Here is a 15,610-nt window from a genome sequence, read left to right as displayed (position 1 = left end):
GCCTCCCCCTCAGGAACGATCGAAGGAGCATGTACATGTCTCGAACGTTGACCCGCCGCGTCGCGGCCTCCGTTGCTGCCGCTGCCGTCGTCGTCGGTGGTGCTGCCTTCAGCGTCGGCGCGAGTGCCGGCGTCGCGTCCGCCGCGGAGTGTGGTACTTCCGCCACGCAGACCCAGTACGGAGCCGCAGGCATCGTCGGCATCACCCTGACGAAGGAGATCGTTGGTGATGGAACGGTTGCGCCTGGAGGCACGGTGACCTACAAGACGACGGTGTCGAAGGCGAAGGGCACGCCTCCGTTGCTGCGCAAGATGGCGGACTACTTCCCGGCCGGATTCGTGCTCCAGTCGGCGACGGTCAACGGTAGCGGTGTCACGCCCTCGGTCGACACGAATGCGAACAGCGCGACGGTTACGTCCGGTCTGGGTTGGCGCATCGACATCGGCAACACCGCCGAGTACATCACGACTTACCAGGTCCCGGAGAACGTGGCTGTCGGCACGGTACTCAACAGTGGAGCGTCCATGACCCCCGACGGTTGGGGCGAGCAGAAGTGGAACCCGATCGACGTCTGTGTGAAGGTGCGCGCCAAGAACCCGGGCGAGGCCGTCTCGGGCAGCCTCGACTCCTCGGGCTTCGGTTCCTCCGGTCCTGTCGCCGGCGGCTCGTCAGGATCGGCGATCATCAACGATCCCGCCGGCTTCATCGCTGACATCATCAGCAACGTGCTGAAGAACGGAAGCTAGTATCGCCCGCCGGCCCACCACCGGGACATGAGCGCACGGTCCGCGATCGAATCCGTGCCGTGAGTTCCCGTTCAGGCCGTCGAGCAGGCTGAACTGCAGCGAGCCCCGCACCGGACGACTCCGGTGCGGGGCTCGCGTCGTTCGACGGGACACCTTCGACCGGAAAACCCGTTGCCGAGCGCCGCGGCCGGGCGTAGCTTCGGGCGTACACGAGGAAGGAGGTGGTCTGAAGTTGAATGACAAACGGACACGTGAGGTGGCTGTCAGCTAGCCACGATGCTCTCGGAATTCACTGACCGCCTCGCGGCTGGCGAATCCCAGGCAGCTACCCGACCCCCGAGCCCTCCGGTCGCGTCCAGACCGGAACCCACGAACAGCGAAACCCCCGGGTTTCGTCTCGTGGACGGGCCCGGGGGTCGCTGCTGTATGAGGGTTGTCAGCCGATGTAGCGCTGGAGGCGAGCCGAGAACCGCGGCGCGAGGGGGCCGTCGGCGACGACGCGCTCCTCGACGTACGCCAGATCGCCGCCCTCGACGATGCCGTACAGGCGCTTGGCCCCGCCGATGAGCTCACCGGATTCGCTGCGGATCACGACGTCCGTCGCGAGTTCCCACGACGACTGCGTCAGTGCCTGGCCGTAGAACAGTTCGACGACACCGGACGCGTGCGTGAGGAGGAGTTCGACGACCTCCTCGTTGGTGCTGCCGGGGATGCCGTCGCCGGCGACGCGCCAGTAGCCGCTCTCGCGCTGATCGGGACCGATGTATCCACCGTCGGCGTCCAGACGCCACGTGCGGGACTCCCAGGCCAGGTAGTTCTCGCCGTCGTGTGACACGACGATCTGCTGGCCGAACGGGTAGTCGCCGGTCTCCGGATCGTGACCCTCGCCCTCGCCGCGCCACACGCCGACGAGCGGCAGAAGCGCGAGCAGACCGGGGTGCAGGTCCGGCCCGAGCCGCAGATTCGCGGTGTCCTCGGGCAGGGGGAGATCGGGCAGGGTCGGGATGTTGCGTCCCGCCGTTTCCTTCGCACGCTCTTCGGCAGCCGCGACCGCTCGGTCGCCGCTGCCACGGACAACGTGCGACTCGGTGTCGTCGGGCTGCGTTTCCGAGCCCGCGTCCGGATCCTGACTCACGGCTTGTCGGTGACCAGTCGGTACATGACGTACAGCGAGAACCAGGTGATCAGGATGGCGGCAAGGGCAAGGAGAACCTCGAAGAAGATGACCACGCGCCCATCTTAGACCGCACCCCCGGGGCGTTCGAAATCGGCAGCAATGCGGCGGTTCCGGGCATCGATCTCGTCGATTCCCGATCAGTACCGGATTTGCGGTATACGGTGCTCGCGGAATCGCGAACGAATCACGAACTGTCACGCCTGCGGGGGTGCGCACGGTCGGAGGTGTCGATGGCTCGTCGGGGAATCGTATCCGCGTTCGGTGCGGTGATCGCGGCAGTGATGCTGTCGGTCTGCGCGGGACCGGCGATGGCAGAGGGATCCGGGGCGGCCGGGAGCGCCGAGGGTTCCGGCTCGGGTTCGTTGCAGCCGCCGGTGAAGGATCCGAACAACTTCGGCGACGGCTGCCCCGACATCCTGGTGGTCGCGGTGTCCGGTGCCGGCGACTCGACGGTGGATCGTGACCCGTTCGACGACGGGGAACGGGCCGCGTGGTCCAACTGGCTCAATCAGGTCACCGTCCCGCTCGGCGAGGCCAATCGGGATCAGCCGGGCACGGTGGGCTGGATGTATGTCCCCTACCCGTCCACGTACGGCCTCGGTCTGCTCGAGAACGTGCTCACCTATCAGGACTCGGTAGCCGCGGGTGTCGCGTCGATGAACCGGATCCTGGACGAGAAGAAGACGCAGTGCGGTGACGCCACCGAGTTCGTGCTGCTCGGCTACAGCGTCGGTGCCGAGGTCACCGAGCGGGTCGCCCGCGAGCTCGGCCACCGGGACGGCGCTGCGACCGTCACGGCCGACGACATCGCGGGGGTTGCGCTCGTCGGGGACCCGTACCGTCCCGCCGGCACCCCGTCGCTGGGTGAGCCGGGCCCGCGCGGCGGCGGATTCATGTCGTCCGAACCGTTCGACTACGGCGCGCTCGACGGCAAGATCCTCTACGCGTGCCGGCCCTACGACATCGCGTGCGACGCGCCCCCGGACATCGCGGTTCTCGAACTCGCGCTCGGGGTGCTCGGGCAGATGCGGTTCACGGTGCTCAACCCTGTGCAGACGTTCGCCGATTTCGGTCGTGTGGTGTCGGAGATGTCGGCGCGCGCCATCGCGCACATCGTCACGCGGGACGACTGGTTCACCTCGGACGAGTCACTGCTCGACGTGCTGCGCACGGTGGCCGACCAGACCTACCGCGACGACGCCGCGGCCGCGGAGGCGACGCCCGAGCGCATCACCGCGATGTCGGACTGGGCGCGCGGACCGGGCGCCGACGTGGTGCGCGAGAAGCTGCGTGCCGAGGGCGCCGGTTTCCTCGAGGACAACCGCGGCATCGTGAACCTGATCCTGGAGCCCTACATCTTCCTGGGATTCATCCAGCACATCCTGTACTGGAACTCCAACCCGAACGACCCCTGGTACTGGGACAGCGAGAAGGTGGTCGACTGGATCGGCGGTCTCGCCCGCGAGGACGCGCCGGTGACCCCGACGTCCGGCGGATCGGCCGGCTCCCCGCCGTCGTCCGGCTCCTGACTACTGGTAGCTCCGTTCCCAGCCGCTGGACCGGCACACGGCGTCGAAGGCCTCGCGTGGTGGCCGCTGCTACACCGAGGTGTTCGGGTCGACCGGAACGAAATCCACGAGGATGTACGTCCCGAACCGGCCGTCCGGCAGCTGATCCTTCGGGACGCCGGCGGTCGGGTCGAGCGGTGCGGCGGCCGGCGGCGGACGCGCGCTCTTGTGACCACCCTCGCCCGGTCTTCGAGGGCATTTCGGGTTCTTCGACCGGTTCGGGGGATCGTCGAACGACGAAAGGGGCGCCGCTCCCGATGAACTGGAGTGGCGCCCCTTTCGAGGGTCTGGAACTACTTGGCGACCGTCACGTCGACGGCGTACACGCCGGCGCTGTCCGGGCTGATGGTCACGTCGCCGTTGCCCGAGCTGGAGAGTGCCCGGACCTTCCAGGTACCGGGTGCGGCGAAGAACCGGAAGTCACCGGTCGCCGACGCGACGACCTCGGCGGTGAACTCGTCGGTGCCGTCGAGCAGGCGCACGAACGCGCCACCCACCGGCTGGCCGTCAGCGGCCAGGACGCGGCCGGTGATGACGGTTTCCTTCTCGACGTCGACGCCCGCGGGCAGGGTCTGGGTCTGAACAGGTGCTCCGCACATATCTCTTATGCTCCCAACTCGATCGGTGCGCCGACCAGCGAGCCGTACTCGACCCAGCTGCCGTCGTAGTTCTTCACGTTCTGCTTGCCGAGGATCTCCTGCAGCACGAACCAGGTGTGGCTCGAGCGCTCGCCGATGCGGCAGTAGGCGATGGTGTCCTTGGTCTCGTCGAAGCCCTTGTCCGCGTACAGCTTCGCGAGGTCCTCGTCGGACTTGAAGGTGCCGTCCTCGTTGGCGGTGGTGCTCCACGGGATGTTGATGGCGCCGGGGACGTGGCCGCGCTGCTGCGCCTGCTCCTGCGGCAGGTGCGCCGGAGCCAGGATCTTGCCCGAGTACTCGTCGGGGGAGCGGACGTCGACCAGGTTCGCCGAACCGATCGCGGCGATCACGTCGTCACGGAACGCGCGGATCGAGGTGTCGGCTGCGGCGGCCTTGTACTCGGTGGCCGGACGGGTGACTGTCTCCTTCGACAGCGGACGGCCGTCGAGTTCCCACTTCTTGCGACCGCCGTCGATCAGCTTGATGTCCTGGTGGCCGTACAGCTTGAAGTACCAGTAGGCGTACGCCGCGAACCAGTTGTTGTTGCCGCCGTAGAGGACCACGGTGTCGTCGTTGGCGACGCCCTTCGCGGACAGCAGAGCGGAGAACTGCTCCTGGTTCAGGAAGTCGCGGCGGACGCCGTCCTGCAGATCCTTGCGCCAGTCGAGCTTGATCGCACCCTCGATGTGGCCACCGTCGTACGCGGCGGTGTCCTCGTCGACCTCGATGAAAACGGTCTTCGGGGCGTTGAGGTTCTGCTCTGCCCAGTCTGCGGAGACCAGGACGTCGGAGCGAGCCATGGGTTGTCCTTTCGGTGTGGGAAACGGCGTGGGTGGAGCGTGGGAATGCTGTGCGGTTGAGGGCCCGCACGGGTGGAGCGAAGTACTGCGGTCAGGCCGCGCTGGGGGTCGCGCCGCCGCGCAGGCGGGCGGCGAGCGGGTAGATCTGGCAGCCGAGGCAGATCCCGAACGCGGCGTTGAGCAGAGCCGCGAACAGTGCGAAGCCGGTGGCGATTCCGCCGACGATGCCCGCGCCGAACAGGAACGCGACGGTGCCGACGACCGCGAAGACCAGGCCGACGAGTTGTGCGAACCGCAGCGGCACCACGGGTTCGCGTTCGACGGTGGGGCTCAGGCGCGGGGCGACCAGCGTCGCGAAGAGCTGCCCGTACGGGCTGCGGCGCGGACCGACGACGGCGCCGATCGCGAACACGACCGCCTGCGCTGCCAGCAGCAGGCCGGCGGCGAGGGTCGAGACCGTGGACAGCACCAGCACCGCGACGAGGACCGCGGTGGTGATCCAGGCGGCGAAGCGTGGACCGCGGACGTCGACCTGCTGGTTCTGGAGGGTGGGAGTGGACATCGGAGAGTGCTCCTGCGGGCTACCGAGTGCTGACATGCCGACGTGGGAACGCGGCAGGGACCGGATTTCGGGGTTTCACCGATCACGGACGGGGCCGTCAGCGAGAACGCTGGGAAGGGAGATCGACCGTCTGCGTGATCAACAGCAGGGACAGCAACAACCACCGAGGCGGCACAGATCGACTGCGCGGCGACGGGTGAGCATCAGCTCATGGTTGGCGTACACGTGGTGCAGCGTACCCGGTTTCTCAGGAAATTGGATCCCCGGGTGTGAGGAGCGTCTCGATCGACGACTGGAGGTCCGCGGCCTGCGGCACGCCGGAGATTCGGAAGCGCTCCACCAGCGCGCCGTCAAGGATGAACGTAGTCGGCAGCGAAAGGACGCCGAGTGTCTTTGCGAGAGAAGGGTGCTCGTCGATGTCGAGCTCCACCTCGGTGGCGGCGGGGGCGCCGTCGGCGGCGGGTTCGAGGCGCTCGAGTACCTGGCCGATCACGCGTCGCACCGCCGCGCACGGTCCGCACCAGTCGGCCGAGAAGTGCAGGACGATCGGTCGCTCGGTGGCCGTCACGCCGGCGGCGGCGAGCTGCGCGGCCCGTGCGTCGTCTTCCGTGTCGGCGGTGGACGTGGGCGTGGAGGCGCGGACCTTGCCGGCGCGGCCGCGCAGGATCAACCCGACGGCCAGCGTCGCGACGACGGCGACGGCCAGGATGGTGATTGCGGTCACGGCTTCGTCTTCAATTCGTCGAGGTTGACGACGACGTTGTCGCCGGACCCCTCGATGACGATCTGCGAGCCCTCCGCGTAGACGTCGGTGGGCATCACGCCGAACGGCAGGGACTGCGGATCGATCGTCTTGGTGAACAGGTCCAGCACGCCCTGTCGGAGCGGGGCCGGCACCGTGAAGTCGGCCTCGCCCTCCGGGCCGAAGTAGAAGTCCGTCGCCACGATCACCAACTGCTCGCCGCGCAGCACGAGGTCGGCCTGCACGCTGACCGACGTCTGCAGCGGACCCACCGGCACGGTGCCGGTCAGCACGATCCCGCCGGTGGTGGGCGAGCCGGAGCCGCCCGAGCCGCCGGTGCCGTCCGACTTGCTCGCCGGAGGTGCCGAAACCTGCAGGTCGGGGATGCCGAGGAACTGTCCCAGGTCGGTGGCGTCGATCATCATCCGGCCCTCGAGGTGATCGACCGGAACGGTGCGGACCGAGCCGTCGAGCATGGCCGACGCCGGCACCGACACCCCGTTCAGCGTCGCCTCGATGGTGACCTCGCCGATCATGTCGTTGGGGACCTGGCGGGCCCGGACCGCGACGTTGTCGTACTTCCCGTTCCACGCCTGAGTGAGGAACGGGAAGCCGTGGATCGTGACCTCTGGATCGGCGGTGAGGGAGCCGCCCTCGCGCAGTGCCCGAGAGACGCGGTATTCGGAGTAGGCGGCGGCGCCGAAGTCGACGACGACGACGAGTCCGACGAGGCACACCAGTCCGATGATGAGTTTCCGCACCCCATCATTCTTACCGGCGTCTCGGAGGACCGGTGCGGCGGTCCTGCGCAAACTCGCGCTAATCTGTCCCCGAAACAAGAACGTCGGTCCACTCGGTGTCGGCCCTCCCGCCGGCATTCGCGGCGCGAGAGAGGGAGGTGGAGTGGAGCTACTGCTTCTGACCTCCGACCAGAACCCCGAGACGGTGCTGCCCTCGTTGGCGCTGCTGTCGCATTCCGTTCGTCCCGCTCCGACGGAGGTGTCGTCCCTGCTGGAGGCGGGATCCGCGGACGTGGCGCTCGTCGACGCCCGCACCGACCTCGCGGCAGCTCGCGGCCTGTGCCGGCTGCTCGGCAGCACCGGATCGGCAGTGCCGGTCGTGGCGGTCCTCACCGAGGGCGGGCTGGTAGCCGTCAACTCGGACTGGGGCCTCGACGACATCCTGTTGCCGACAACCGGCCCGGCCGAACTCGACGCGCGACTGCGCTTGCTGGTCGGCCGCAACGGGGGTGTGGCGAGTCCGGAATCCGCCGGCAAGATCACACTCGGCGAGCTCGTGATCGACGAGGGGACGTACACCGCAAGACTGCGGGGTCGTCCCCTCGATCTGACTTACAAGGAGTTCGAGCTCCTCAAGTACCTCGCGCAGCACGCCGGCCGGGTGTTCACCCGGGCGCAGCTGCTGCAGGAGGTGTGGGGCTACGACTTCTTCGGCGGCACCCGCACCGTCGACGTCCACGTACGCCGGTTGCGCGCGAAGCTGGGCTCGGAGTACGAGTCGCTGATCGGCACGGTCCGCAACGTCGGCTACAAGGCTGTGCGTCCGGCACGGCCGTCGAACCGGCCGGGGCAGTCCGTCCCGGCGGACGACGTCGGCGACGCGGACTCCGACGACCCTGACCTCACCCCCACCAACGGATCGGCGTATTGATGGCCACGCAGCAGCTCGACTGGATCGATTCACCCCCGGCAGGGGCCGTGCGGGCGATGATCGAACGGGCCACCGCGGTGGACGGCACCGCGCCGATCTCCGAGCAGGCCGTCCGCGCGCTCACCGGAACCGGTCAGGTCCGTCATCTGGTGTCCACGTCGGACGGTCGGGTCGTCGGGTACGCGCAACTCGAGCCCGGCCACGGCGAGCATCCCGCGATGGCGGAGGTCGTGGTCGACCCCGCCGCGCGCGGCGCCGGGATCGGTGGACGGCTCGTGACCGAGGCACTGGAGGCCGGCGGTCCCGGCGCCCGGGTGTGGGCGCACGGCAACCTCCCGGCCGCCGTCGCGGTCGCGCGCCGGCTCGGACTCGTCGGTGCCCGGGAGCTGCTGCAACTGCGCAGGCCCCTGGCCACCCCCGAACTGCCCGACGTCGTCGTGCCGGACGGGGTCACGCTGCGCACGTATCGCGGCCCCGAGGACGACGCCGAGCTGTTGCGCGTCAATGCCGCCGCGTTCGCGTGGCACCCCGAACAGGGGAGTTGGACGCAGCACGATGTCGACGAGCGCCGCGCCGAACCGTGGTTCGATCCGGCGGGCCTGTTCCTCGCATACCCGTCGGAGGACGCTGCGGGGGACCCGAACCGACTCCTCGGCTTCCACTGGACCAAGGTGCACGCACCGGAGAACGGCGGCCCGGCTCTCGGCGAGGTCTACGTCGTCGGGATCGACCCCGACGCGCAGGGACGCGGTCTCGGCCGGGTGCTGACGCTGGCCGGCCTGCACTACCTGCGCGACCGCGGCCTGGAGACGGTGCTGCTGTACGTCGAGGGCGACAACACCGCCGCGCTGCGCACGTACGAGAGGCTCGCGTTCGACCGGTTCCACGTCGATGTCGCGTACGCCACCCCGCCTCGATAACGACTGTTCGTGCAGGTGCGGAGTGGGTGTGACGAACCCCTCCGGAGATTTCTCTCGGGTGTTCACCTTCCGTTCACCGAACCGGGTCCAGTTGGCTACCGTCGCCCCCTACCTTTCTGGCCTGGGTGGCAGACGGTCGCCCGGTGCGAGTCACGCGTGATTCGCGCTTCCCATGCCGCCCGGAGTCGGGCGAGACGCTAGACCAGCGGAGGACAAGGGTGAACCTCAAGCGAAACGGCGCACTGCTCGGGATGGTGGCAGTAGGTGCCGTGACGGCGATGTCGCTGACGGCCTGCGGCAGCGACAACAATGCCGCGTCGTCCACCGTCGACACGTCGGCGTCGACCGCCCTGTGCGACGGCAAGGACAAGCTCTCCGGCGCGGGATCGTCCGCGCAGAAGAACGCGATGGACGAGTTCACCTCGACCTACATCGCGGCTTGCCAGCAGAAGGGCAAGAACGTCAACGTCGCCTACAACCCCAGCGGATCCGGTGACGGCCGCACGCAGTTCATCGCGAACCAGATCGACTTCGCCGGCTCCGACTCGGCGATCAAGGGCGAGCAGGCCGATCAGGCCAAGGCGCGCTGCCAGGGCAACGACGCGTGGAACCTGCCGCTCGTGTTCGGCCCGGTCGCGATCGCCTACAACCTCGACGGTGTCGAGAACCTGGTGCTCAACGGCGAGACCATCGCCAAGATCTTCAACGGCGGCATCACCAGCTGGAACGACCCGGCCATCGCCGCGCTCAACTCCGGCGTCGACCTGCCCGACGAGAAGATCAGCCCGATCGTGCGTTCGGACTCGTCGGGCACCAGCGACAACTTCCAGCAGTACCTCGAGGCCTCCTCGAACGGTGCCTGGACTCAGGGCGCCGGCTCGGACTTCAAGGGTGGCGTCGGCGAGGGTGCCAAGGGCTCGGCCGGTGTCGCGCAGGCCGTGGCGACCGCGCCCGGTTCGATCACCTACGTCGAGAAGTCCTTCGCGGATCAGCAGAAGCTGCAGTCCGCCCAGATCGACACCGGCTCCGGCCCGGTGAAGCTGTCGCAGGAGACGGCGGCGAAGGCCATCGCCAACGCGTCGTTCAAGGGCTCGGGAACCGGTGACCTCACGCTGGACCTGAAGTCGATCTACGGCACGACCGAAGCCGACGCCTACCCGCTGGTGCTCGCGACCTACGAGATCGTGTGCTCCAAGGGCTACGACGCCGACACTTCTGCGGCCGTGAAGTCCTTCCTGACCAGCGCCGCCAACGAGGGCCAGCAGACCCTCGCGGAGCAGGGCTACGTGCCGCTGCCGGAGTCGTTCCGCGCCAAGCTCAACGAGTCGATCTCCGCAATCGCCTGATCGAATCCGTCACCATTCGGACCGCCCATCTATATTCAGACAGAGAATGTGAGCGCAGATGACTGACGCGAGCACACGGTCAACACCACGCGCCTCCGGCCCCGCGGACGGCGGGGCCGGGGTGGGCGGTCCGAACGGTACCCCGGAGGCCCCGATCACTTCCCCTGACACAACGAAGCGCAAGACGGTCACCCGTCCCGGCGACCGGATCTTCGGATCGCTGGCGTCGGGATCGGCGGTCTTCATCACGTTGCTGGTCGCCGCTGTCGGCATCTTCCTGATCTGGCGTGCGGTTCCGGCGCTGCAGCGCAACGAGGTCAACTTCCTCACCAGCCGTGAGTGGGACACCGACAACATCAACTCGATGGCGTTCGGCGTCCTGGACCTGCTGCAGGTCACGGTGATGGTCTCGCTGGTCGCCCTCGTGCTGGCGATGCCGGTGGCGCTCGGTATCGCGATCTTCCTCACCGAGTACGCACCGAAGAAGGTGGCGCGGCCGCTGGCCTACGTCATCGACCTGCTCGCGGCGGTGCCGTCGATCGTGTACGGCCTGTGGGGCCTGCTGATCTTCGCGCCGGCGATCGCCCCGGTTGCAGTGTGGCTCAACGAGAACCTCAGCTGGATCCCGATCTTCCAGGACGGCACCGGCTCCATCCGCGGCGGCGGCACCATCTTCACCGCCGGCATCGTGCTCGCGGTGATGATCCTGCCGGTGATCACCGCGGTGACCCGCGAGGTGTTCGGGCAGACACCCAAGGCGCACATCGAGGCCGCTCTCGCGCTCGGTGCCACACGCTGGGAAGTGGTGCGTACCACCGTCATCCCGTTCGGCAAGTCCGGCTACATCAGCGGCTCGATGCTCGGCCTGGGCCGCGCGCTCGGCGAGACCATGGCGCTGTACATGATCTTGCGGACGACGTCGCAGGCGTTCAGTTGGTCGGTGTTCGACAGCGGTTCGACGATCGCCTCCAAGATCGCGCTCGGCTACGCCGAGTTCAACAACAACATCCAGGCGGGTGCCTACATCGCCGCCGGCCTGGTCCTGTTCGTGCTCACCTTCGTGGTCAACGCGGCGGCCCGCGCCGCGATCGCCGGAAAGCGGGACTGACCGATGACCAGCGTTCTCGACAAGCCCATCAAGGCGCCCGCCTTCCAGGGCGTCGGATTCCGCCGCCGCTTCACCGATGTCACCGCCACCGTGCTGGTGACGCTGTCCGTGCTCATCGCGCTCGTGCCGCTGGTCTGGGTGCTGTGGACGGTGATCGTCAAGGGCATCGGCGCCATCACGTCGCAGACGTGGTTCACCCACTCGCTCAGCGGTCTGTCCGCCTCCGCCGATGGCGGCGGCGTCTACCACGCGCTGATCGGCACCCTGATGCAGGGACTGGTGTGTGCCGCACTGTCGGTTCCGCTCGGCCTGTTCGTCGCCGTCTATCTGGTGGAGTACGCGGGCAACTCGAAGCTCGGCAAGCTCACCACGTTCATGGTCGACATCCTCTCCGGTGTCCCGTCGATCGTCGCGGCCCTGTTCATCTACGCACTGTGGATCGCGACGTTCGGCTTCCCCAAGTCGGCGTTCGCGGTGTCGCTCGCGCTGGTGCTGCTGATGGTTCCGGTCGTGGTGCGCAGCACCGAGGAGATGCTGCGGATCGTGCCGAACGATCTGCGCGAGGCGTCGTACGCGCTGGGCGTGCCCAAGTGGAAGACCATCGCGCGCATCGTCGTTCCCACCGCGCTGCCGGGCATCATCACCGGCGTCATGCTGGCCCTGGCCCGCGTGCTCGGCGAGACCGCGCCGCTGCTGATCCTGGTGGGCTACGCGCCGTTCATCAACTTCAACCTGTTCGGTGGCGAGATGGGCACGCTGCCCGGCGTCATGGTCGCGGAGATGAACAACCCGACCGATGCCGGATCCAACCGGATCTGGGGCGCGGCGCTGACCCTGATCCTGTTGATCGCGGTCCTCAACATCGTCGCCAAGACGATCGGACACTTCGCCTCGGTGCGCAACAAGTGAGCACCGAATCGACGGCGATCGCCGCGATCGCCGCATCCCCCGAATCTCGTCAGCACATACTCGAGCTAGCGCTCACATCAGTAGGGAGCCGGTAAATGGCCAAGCGTCTGGATCTCAAGGACGTCAACATCTACTACGGCAAGTTCCACGCCGTCGCCGATGTCGGGCTGTCGGTGCCCCCGCGCAGCGTCACCGCGTTCATCGGCCCGTCCGGTTGCGGCAAGTCGACGGTGCTGCGTTCCCTCAACCGCATGCACGAGGTGACCCCGGGTGCGCGCGTGGAGGGCTCGGTGCTGCTCGACGGCGAGGACATCTACGGTTCGTCGGTCGACCCGGTCGGCGTCCGCAAGACGATCGGTATGGTCTTCCAGCGGCCCAACCCGTTCCCGACCATGTCCATCCGGGACAACGTCGTGGCCGGCCTCAAGCTGCAGGGCGAGCGCAACAAGAAGAAGCTCGACGAGGTCGCGGAGCAGTCGCTGCGCGGCGCGAACCTGTGGAACGAGGTCAAGGACCGGCTCGACAAGCCGGGCGGTGGCCTGTCCGGTGGTCAGCAGCAGCGTCTGTGCATCGCGCGCGCCATCGCGGTCTCGCCCGACGTGCTGCTGATGGACGAGCCGTGCTCGGCCCTGGACCCGATCTCGACGCTCGCGATCGAGGACCTCATCACCGAGCTGAAGCAGGACTTCACGATCGTCATCGTCACGCACAACATGCAGCAGGCCGCGCGTGTGAGCGATCAGACGGCGTTCTTCAACCTCGAGGCCACCGGCAAGCCCGGCAAGCTGATCGAGATCGACGACACCGAGAAGATCTTCTCCAACCCCACGCAGAAGGCCACCGAGGACTACATCTCCGGCCGCTTCGGCTAGGTCCCGGCCCGCGTTCCGTGCTGCGGCGCAGGGACGTCGGCCAACCGCACGTCGGCGACGAGTCCGTGGTGGTCCGACCCGACGATCTCGATGCGGTCGAGGGCGGTCACCGCGGCGCCCTTGGTGATGATGCGGTCGATGCCGGTGAACGCGGGGAGTCGACGGTTGGCCGGCATCGTGGGCACCAGGCCGGCGCCCACCTGGTCGGCCGCGTCCACGTAGCCGCCGGTGAGTAGCGCGCGGTACTGGCGTTGGGTATAGCTCGCGTTGAAGTCTCCGCTGACGATGACGTTGTCGCGTTGCGCGTCCGCGAGCATCTCGGCGTGCAGACCGCGCAGCTCCGCCGCCCACCACTGTGCCGGGAACAGGTAGGCGGGCGCGGGGTGAACCGCCAACAGGGACACGGGTTCTCGTAGCCCCACATCCAGATCCGCGGTGAGGTTCGCGGACAGATAGCCGTCCAGGTTGCGGGTGTTCGAGAGCGGGAAGCGGCTGTAGATCCCGCCGCCCTCGCCGCCCGGTCCGTACGACACCACGAACCGGTACGGCAGCAGATCGTCGAGACCGGCGTCCTGCAGTCCGTCGATCGACTCGTCGGTGAGTTCCTGGACGGTGAGGACGTCGACGCCGCGGTCGCGCACCGTGCGGACCAAGGAGTCGGGGTCGGCGCGGCCGATCTTTGTGTTGGCCTGCATGACTCGTATCGTCGGACCGGAGGGGCCGGGGGTCACGGCGCCTCCCGCGCCGGGGATGTAGAGCGGGGCCAGCACCGCGATGCCGACGGCGCAGACCACGAGGCAGGCCGCCTGGACGGCCCACTGCCGGGCGACCGCGGCGACCGCCGCTCCGATCAGCGCGAGAACGAGCAGCGTCGGCGTCTGCCCGGCGAGCAGGACCACGACCCGGTTCTCCACGCTCACCGCCGACGCCAGTAGGCCGAGCGCACCCGACAGTCCGCAGACCGCGGCGAAGACTCCCGCGGTCAGGCGCGCGGTCCGGTAATCGATCACGGTTCGATCATGCCCGCTGCAGGCGAGTTCGGCCGCAGCGTTCCGCGGGCGGATCGTTCGAGGTGGTAACCAAAGATAAGCCCTGTATCTTACTCGGATTCTGGAGGCGGCACCCATCTGGGTGTTCGCTGCAATTGTCCGAATCGCCCAAACATTGCTCGAAGTTTCACTACGCTCCTGCGGCAAGCCGGATGGGAGGTGCGGTCAGCGCCGGAGGGGGACGGTTCGGCTTCACATCTCGTCCGGAAACGCAGCGCCTATCGAGAAGGACATCACGTGAAACTGAAGACCCTTGCTCCGGCGATCGCAGCCCTCGCCACCGTCGGCCTCGTGGCCTCGGGTTGCAGCAGTGACAGCTCCGCCGACGCCACCGAGGACGCCGCGACGGGCGATCCGATCAAGGTCGGCCAGATCGTCACGATCGAGGCCGGTGGCGTGTCGGTGGCCAGCCAGGCGGCCGGCATGACGGCATCGATCGAGGCCCTCAACTCCCGCGGCGGCGTGTCGGGTCGGCCGCTCGAGCTGATCCAATGCGACTCGATGGGCGACCCCAACAAGGAGGTCGACTGCGCCAACGAGATGGTCACCGCGGGCGTCACCGCGACGCTGGCCGACTTCACCCCGGCGTCCCCGGAGGCGGTGTCGCAGATCCTCGCGACGGCCGGTATCCCACGCATCGGCATGAACCCGATGAACATCGCGGACTTCACCGCACCCAACGTGTTCACGCCGTTCGCGGGGTCGCTGCTCACGCTCTACGCCAATGTCGACGCGCTCGTTGCGCAGGGCAAGACCAAGCTGTCGCTGATGCGTCCGGACGTCCCGGTCGCGGCCATGCTCAGCCAGATGCTCACCCCAGCGGTGCAGGCGAAGGGTGCCGAGATCGTCAACGAGGTCGCGGTGGGTACCGGTGCGACCGACTACACGCAGTTCATCGCCGCGGCCGAGCGCAACGGCGCGCAGGGCGTCATCATGGCGCTGCCCGCCACCGAGTCCAACCAGATGGCCGACGCGTTCGAACAGCTCGGGTCGAGCCTCGGATTCGCTTTGGCGGCAACCGGATTCACCCAGGCTGACCTTCAGGATCTCGGCACGTTCGCGACGTCGTCGATCTACACCAGCCCGGTGCCGGCGCCGTCGTCGAGCACCGACGATTTCCCGGGGCTGGTTCCGTTCCTCGACGACATGTCCGCGTCCGGCGAGAAGGACCTGGAACGCTCCGACCTCAACGGCACCGAGATCTTCTCGTGGTTGTCGGTGCGCGCGTTCGCCGAGGTCGCACAGAACCTCGACACCGTCGATGCGGCCACGGTGATGCAGGGATTCCAGGGCGCGACGGACATCGACATGCTGGGCCTGGTTCCGGCATGGACCCCGAACGCGGTGGAGCCGTTCGGTATCTTCCAGCGCGTGTCGAACTCGATGATGTACAAGATGACGTTCGACGGTGACGTGGTGGTCACCGATCCGAACATGTTCGACCTGCGCACCCAGTAGCGCGGACGGTGGGGGGGGCGGGGGGGGGGAACAGGGCTCGCAAC

General features: G+C 67.9%; 17 protein-coding genes. 9 read left to right on the top strand and 8 right to left on the bottom strand.

The annotated features are described in order from the left end of the window. Positions 1 to 35 precede the first annotated feature (35 nt). The gene (locus AC1RIF_RS03965) at positions 36 to 746 is read left to right on the top strand and encodes a hypothetical protein (RefSeq protein ID WP_492600045.1); all 711 of its coding nucleotides are present in this window, start codon (positions 36 to 38) and stop codon (positions 744 to 746) included. Between the two features lie 436 nt (positions 747 to 1,182). Here the strand turns inward: AC1RIF_RS03965 and AC1RIF_RS03960 are convergent, their stop codons facing one another. Next, the gene (locus tag AC1RIF_RS03960; RefSeq protein ID WP_492600044.1) at positions 1,183 to 1,881 is read right to left on the bottom strand and encodes a heme-binding beta-barrel domain-containing protein; all 699 of its coding nucleotides are present in this window, start codon (positions 1,879 to 1,881) and stop codon (positions 1,183 to 1,185) included. Positions 1,882 to 2,153: 272 nt separating this feature from the next. On the opposite strand from AC1RIF_RS03960, the gene AC1RIF_RS03955 reads away from it, so the two are divergent. After that, positions 2,154 to 3,452, top strand: a complete 1,299-nt coding sequence (locus AC1RIF_RS03955; protein WP_492600043.1) for a cutinase family protein — start codon at positions 2,154 to 2,156, stop codon at positions 3,450 to 3,452. 332 nt (positions 3,453 to 3,784) lie between these two features. Here AC1RIF_RS03955 and AC1RIF_RS03950 read toward each other — a convergent pair whose 3' ends face one another. The 6 genes from AC1RIF_RS03950 to AC1RIF_RS03925 form a co-directional block, all read right to left on the bottom strand. Beyond that, positions 3,785 to 4,090, bottom strand: coding sequence for a DUF1416 domain-containing protein (locus tag AC1RIF_RS03950; RefSeq protein ID WP_114720781.1), 306 nt, complete (start codon positions 4,088 to 4,090; stop codon positions 3,785 to 3,787). Between the two features lie 5 nt (positions 4,091 to 4,095). After that, positions 4,096 to 4,929 carry a sulfurtransferase gene (locus AC1RIF_RS03945; RefSeq protein ID WP_492600042.1) on the bottom strand — a complete coding sequence of 278 codons (834 nt, stop codon included), beginning with the start codon at positions 4,927 to 4,929 and terminating at the stop codon, positions 4,096 to 4,098. Between the two features lie 91 nt (positions 4,930 to 5,020). Further along, positions 5,021 to 5,491 carry a DUF4395 domain-containing protein gene (locus AC1RIF_RS03940; RefSeq protein WP_492600041.1) on the bottom strand — a complete coding sequence of 157 codons (471 nt, stop codon included), beginning with the start codon at positions 5,489 to 5,491 and terminating at the stop codon, positions 5,021 to 5,023. A gap of 138 nt (positions 5,492 to 5,629) precedes the next feature. Beyond that, on the bottom strand, positions 5,630 to 5,716 hold the full coding sequence (locus AC1RIF_RS03935; protein WP_350317252.1) for a putative leader peptide: 87 nt from the start codon (positions 5,714 to 5,716) through the stop codon (positions 5,630 to 5,632). Positions 5,717 to 5,738: 22 nt separating this feature from the next. Further along, on the bottom strand, positions 5,739 to 6,215 hold the full coding sequence (locus AC1RIF_RS03930) for a thioredoxin family protein (protein WP_492600040.1): 477 nt from the start codon (positions 6,213 to 6,215) through the stop codon (positions 5,739 to 5,741). Continuing rightward, entirely contained in the window at positions 6,212 to 6,994 is a 783-nt protein-coding gene (locus AC1RIF_RS03925) for an LmeA family phospholipid-binding protein (RefSeq protein ID WP_492600039.1), read from the bottom strand. The genes AC1RIF_RS03930 and AC1RIF_RS03925 overlap by 4 nt, the downstream gene beginning before the upstream one ends. 142 nt (positions 6,995 to 7,136) lie before the next feature. On the opposite strand from AC1RIF_RS03925, the gene AC1RIF_RS03920 reads away from it, so the two are divergent. The 6 genes from AC1RIF_RS03920 (at position 7,137) to pstB (ending at position 13,059) form a co-directional block, all read left to right on the top strand. Beyond that, positions 7,137 to 7,904 carry a winged helix-turn-helix transcriptional regulator gene (locus AC1RIF_RS03920; RefSeq protein WP_492600038.1) on the top strand — a complete coding sequence of 256 codons (768 nt, stop codon included), beginning with the start codon at positions 7,137 to 7,139 and terminating at the stop codon, positions 7,902 to 7,904. Beyond that, positions 7,904 to 8,824 carry a mycothiol synthase gene (gene mshD / locus AC1RIF_RS03915; RefSeq protein WP_492600037.1) on the top strand — a complete coding sequence of 307 codons (921 nt, stop codon included), beginning with the start codon at positions 7,904 to 7,906 and terminating at the stop codon, positions 8,822 to 8,824. Before AC1RIF_RS03920 ends, mshD begins: the two co-directional genes overlap by 1 nt. 218 nt (positions 8,825 to 9,042) lie before the next feature. After that, entirely contained in the window at positions 9,043 to 10,170 is a 1,128-nt protein-coding gene (gene pstS / locus AC1RIF_RS03910; protein ID WP_492600036.1) for a phosphate ABC transporter substrate-binding protein PstS, read from the top strand. 58 nt (positions 10,171 to 10,228) lie between these two features. Next, positions 10,229 to 11,278, top strand: a complete 1,050-nt coding sequence (gene pstC / locus AC1RIF_RS03905; RefSeq protein ID WP_492600035.1) for a phosphate ABC transporter permease subunit PstC — start codon at positions 10,229 to 10,231, stop codon at positions 11,276 to 11,278. A 3-nt stretch (positions 11,279 to 11,281) separates the two neighbouring features. Beyond that, positions 11,282 to 12,187, top strand: coding sequence for a phosphate ABC transporter permease PstA (gene pstA / locus AC1RIF_RS03900; RefSeq protein ID WP_492600034.1), 906 nt, complete (start codon positions 11,282 to 11,284; stop codon positions 12,185 to 12,187). 95 nt (positions 12,188 to 12,282) lie between these two features. Then, a complete protein-coding gene (gene pstB, locus AC1RIF_RS03895) occupies positions 12,283 to 13,059 on the top strand; it encodes a phosphate ABC transporter ATP-binding protein PstB (protein WP_492600033.1) in 777 nt (258 codons plus the stop codon). On the opposite strand, the gene AC1RIF_RS03890 is transcribed toward pstB, so the two are convergent. Beyond that, positions 13,056 to 14,066, bottom strand: a complete 1,011-nt coding sequence (locus AC1RIF_RS03890; protein ID WP_492600138.1) for an endonuclease/exonuclease/phosphatase family protein — start codon at positions 14,064 to 14,066, stop codon at positions 13,056 to 13,058. The genes pstB and AC1RIF_RS03890 overlap by 4 nt on opposite strands. Positions 14,067 to 14,345: 279 nt before the next feature. On the opposite strand from AC1RIF_RS03890, the gene AC1RIF_RS03885 reads away from it, so the two are divergent. Beyond that, entirely contained in the window at positions 14,346 to 15,566 is a 1,221-nt protein-coding gene (locus AC1RIF_RS03885; RefSeq protein WP_492600032.1) for an ABC transporter substrate-binding protein, read from the top strand. Positions 15,567 to 15,610 lie beyond the last annotated feature (44 nt).

The organism is Prescottella sp. GW823-FHT02E09 (assembly GCF_058797375.1).
Note: the sequence above shows the minus strand (reverse complement) of the source record. Positions and strands in the feature narration are given on the sequence as shown.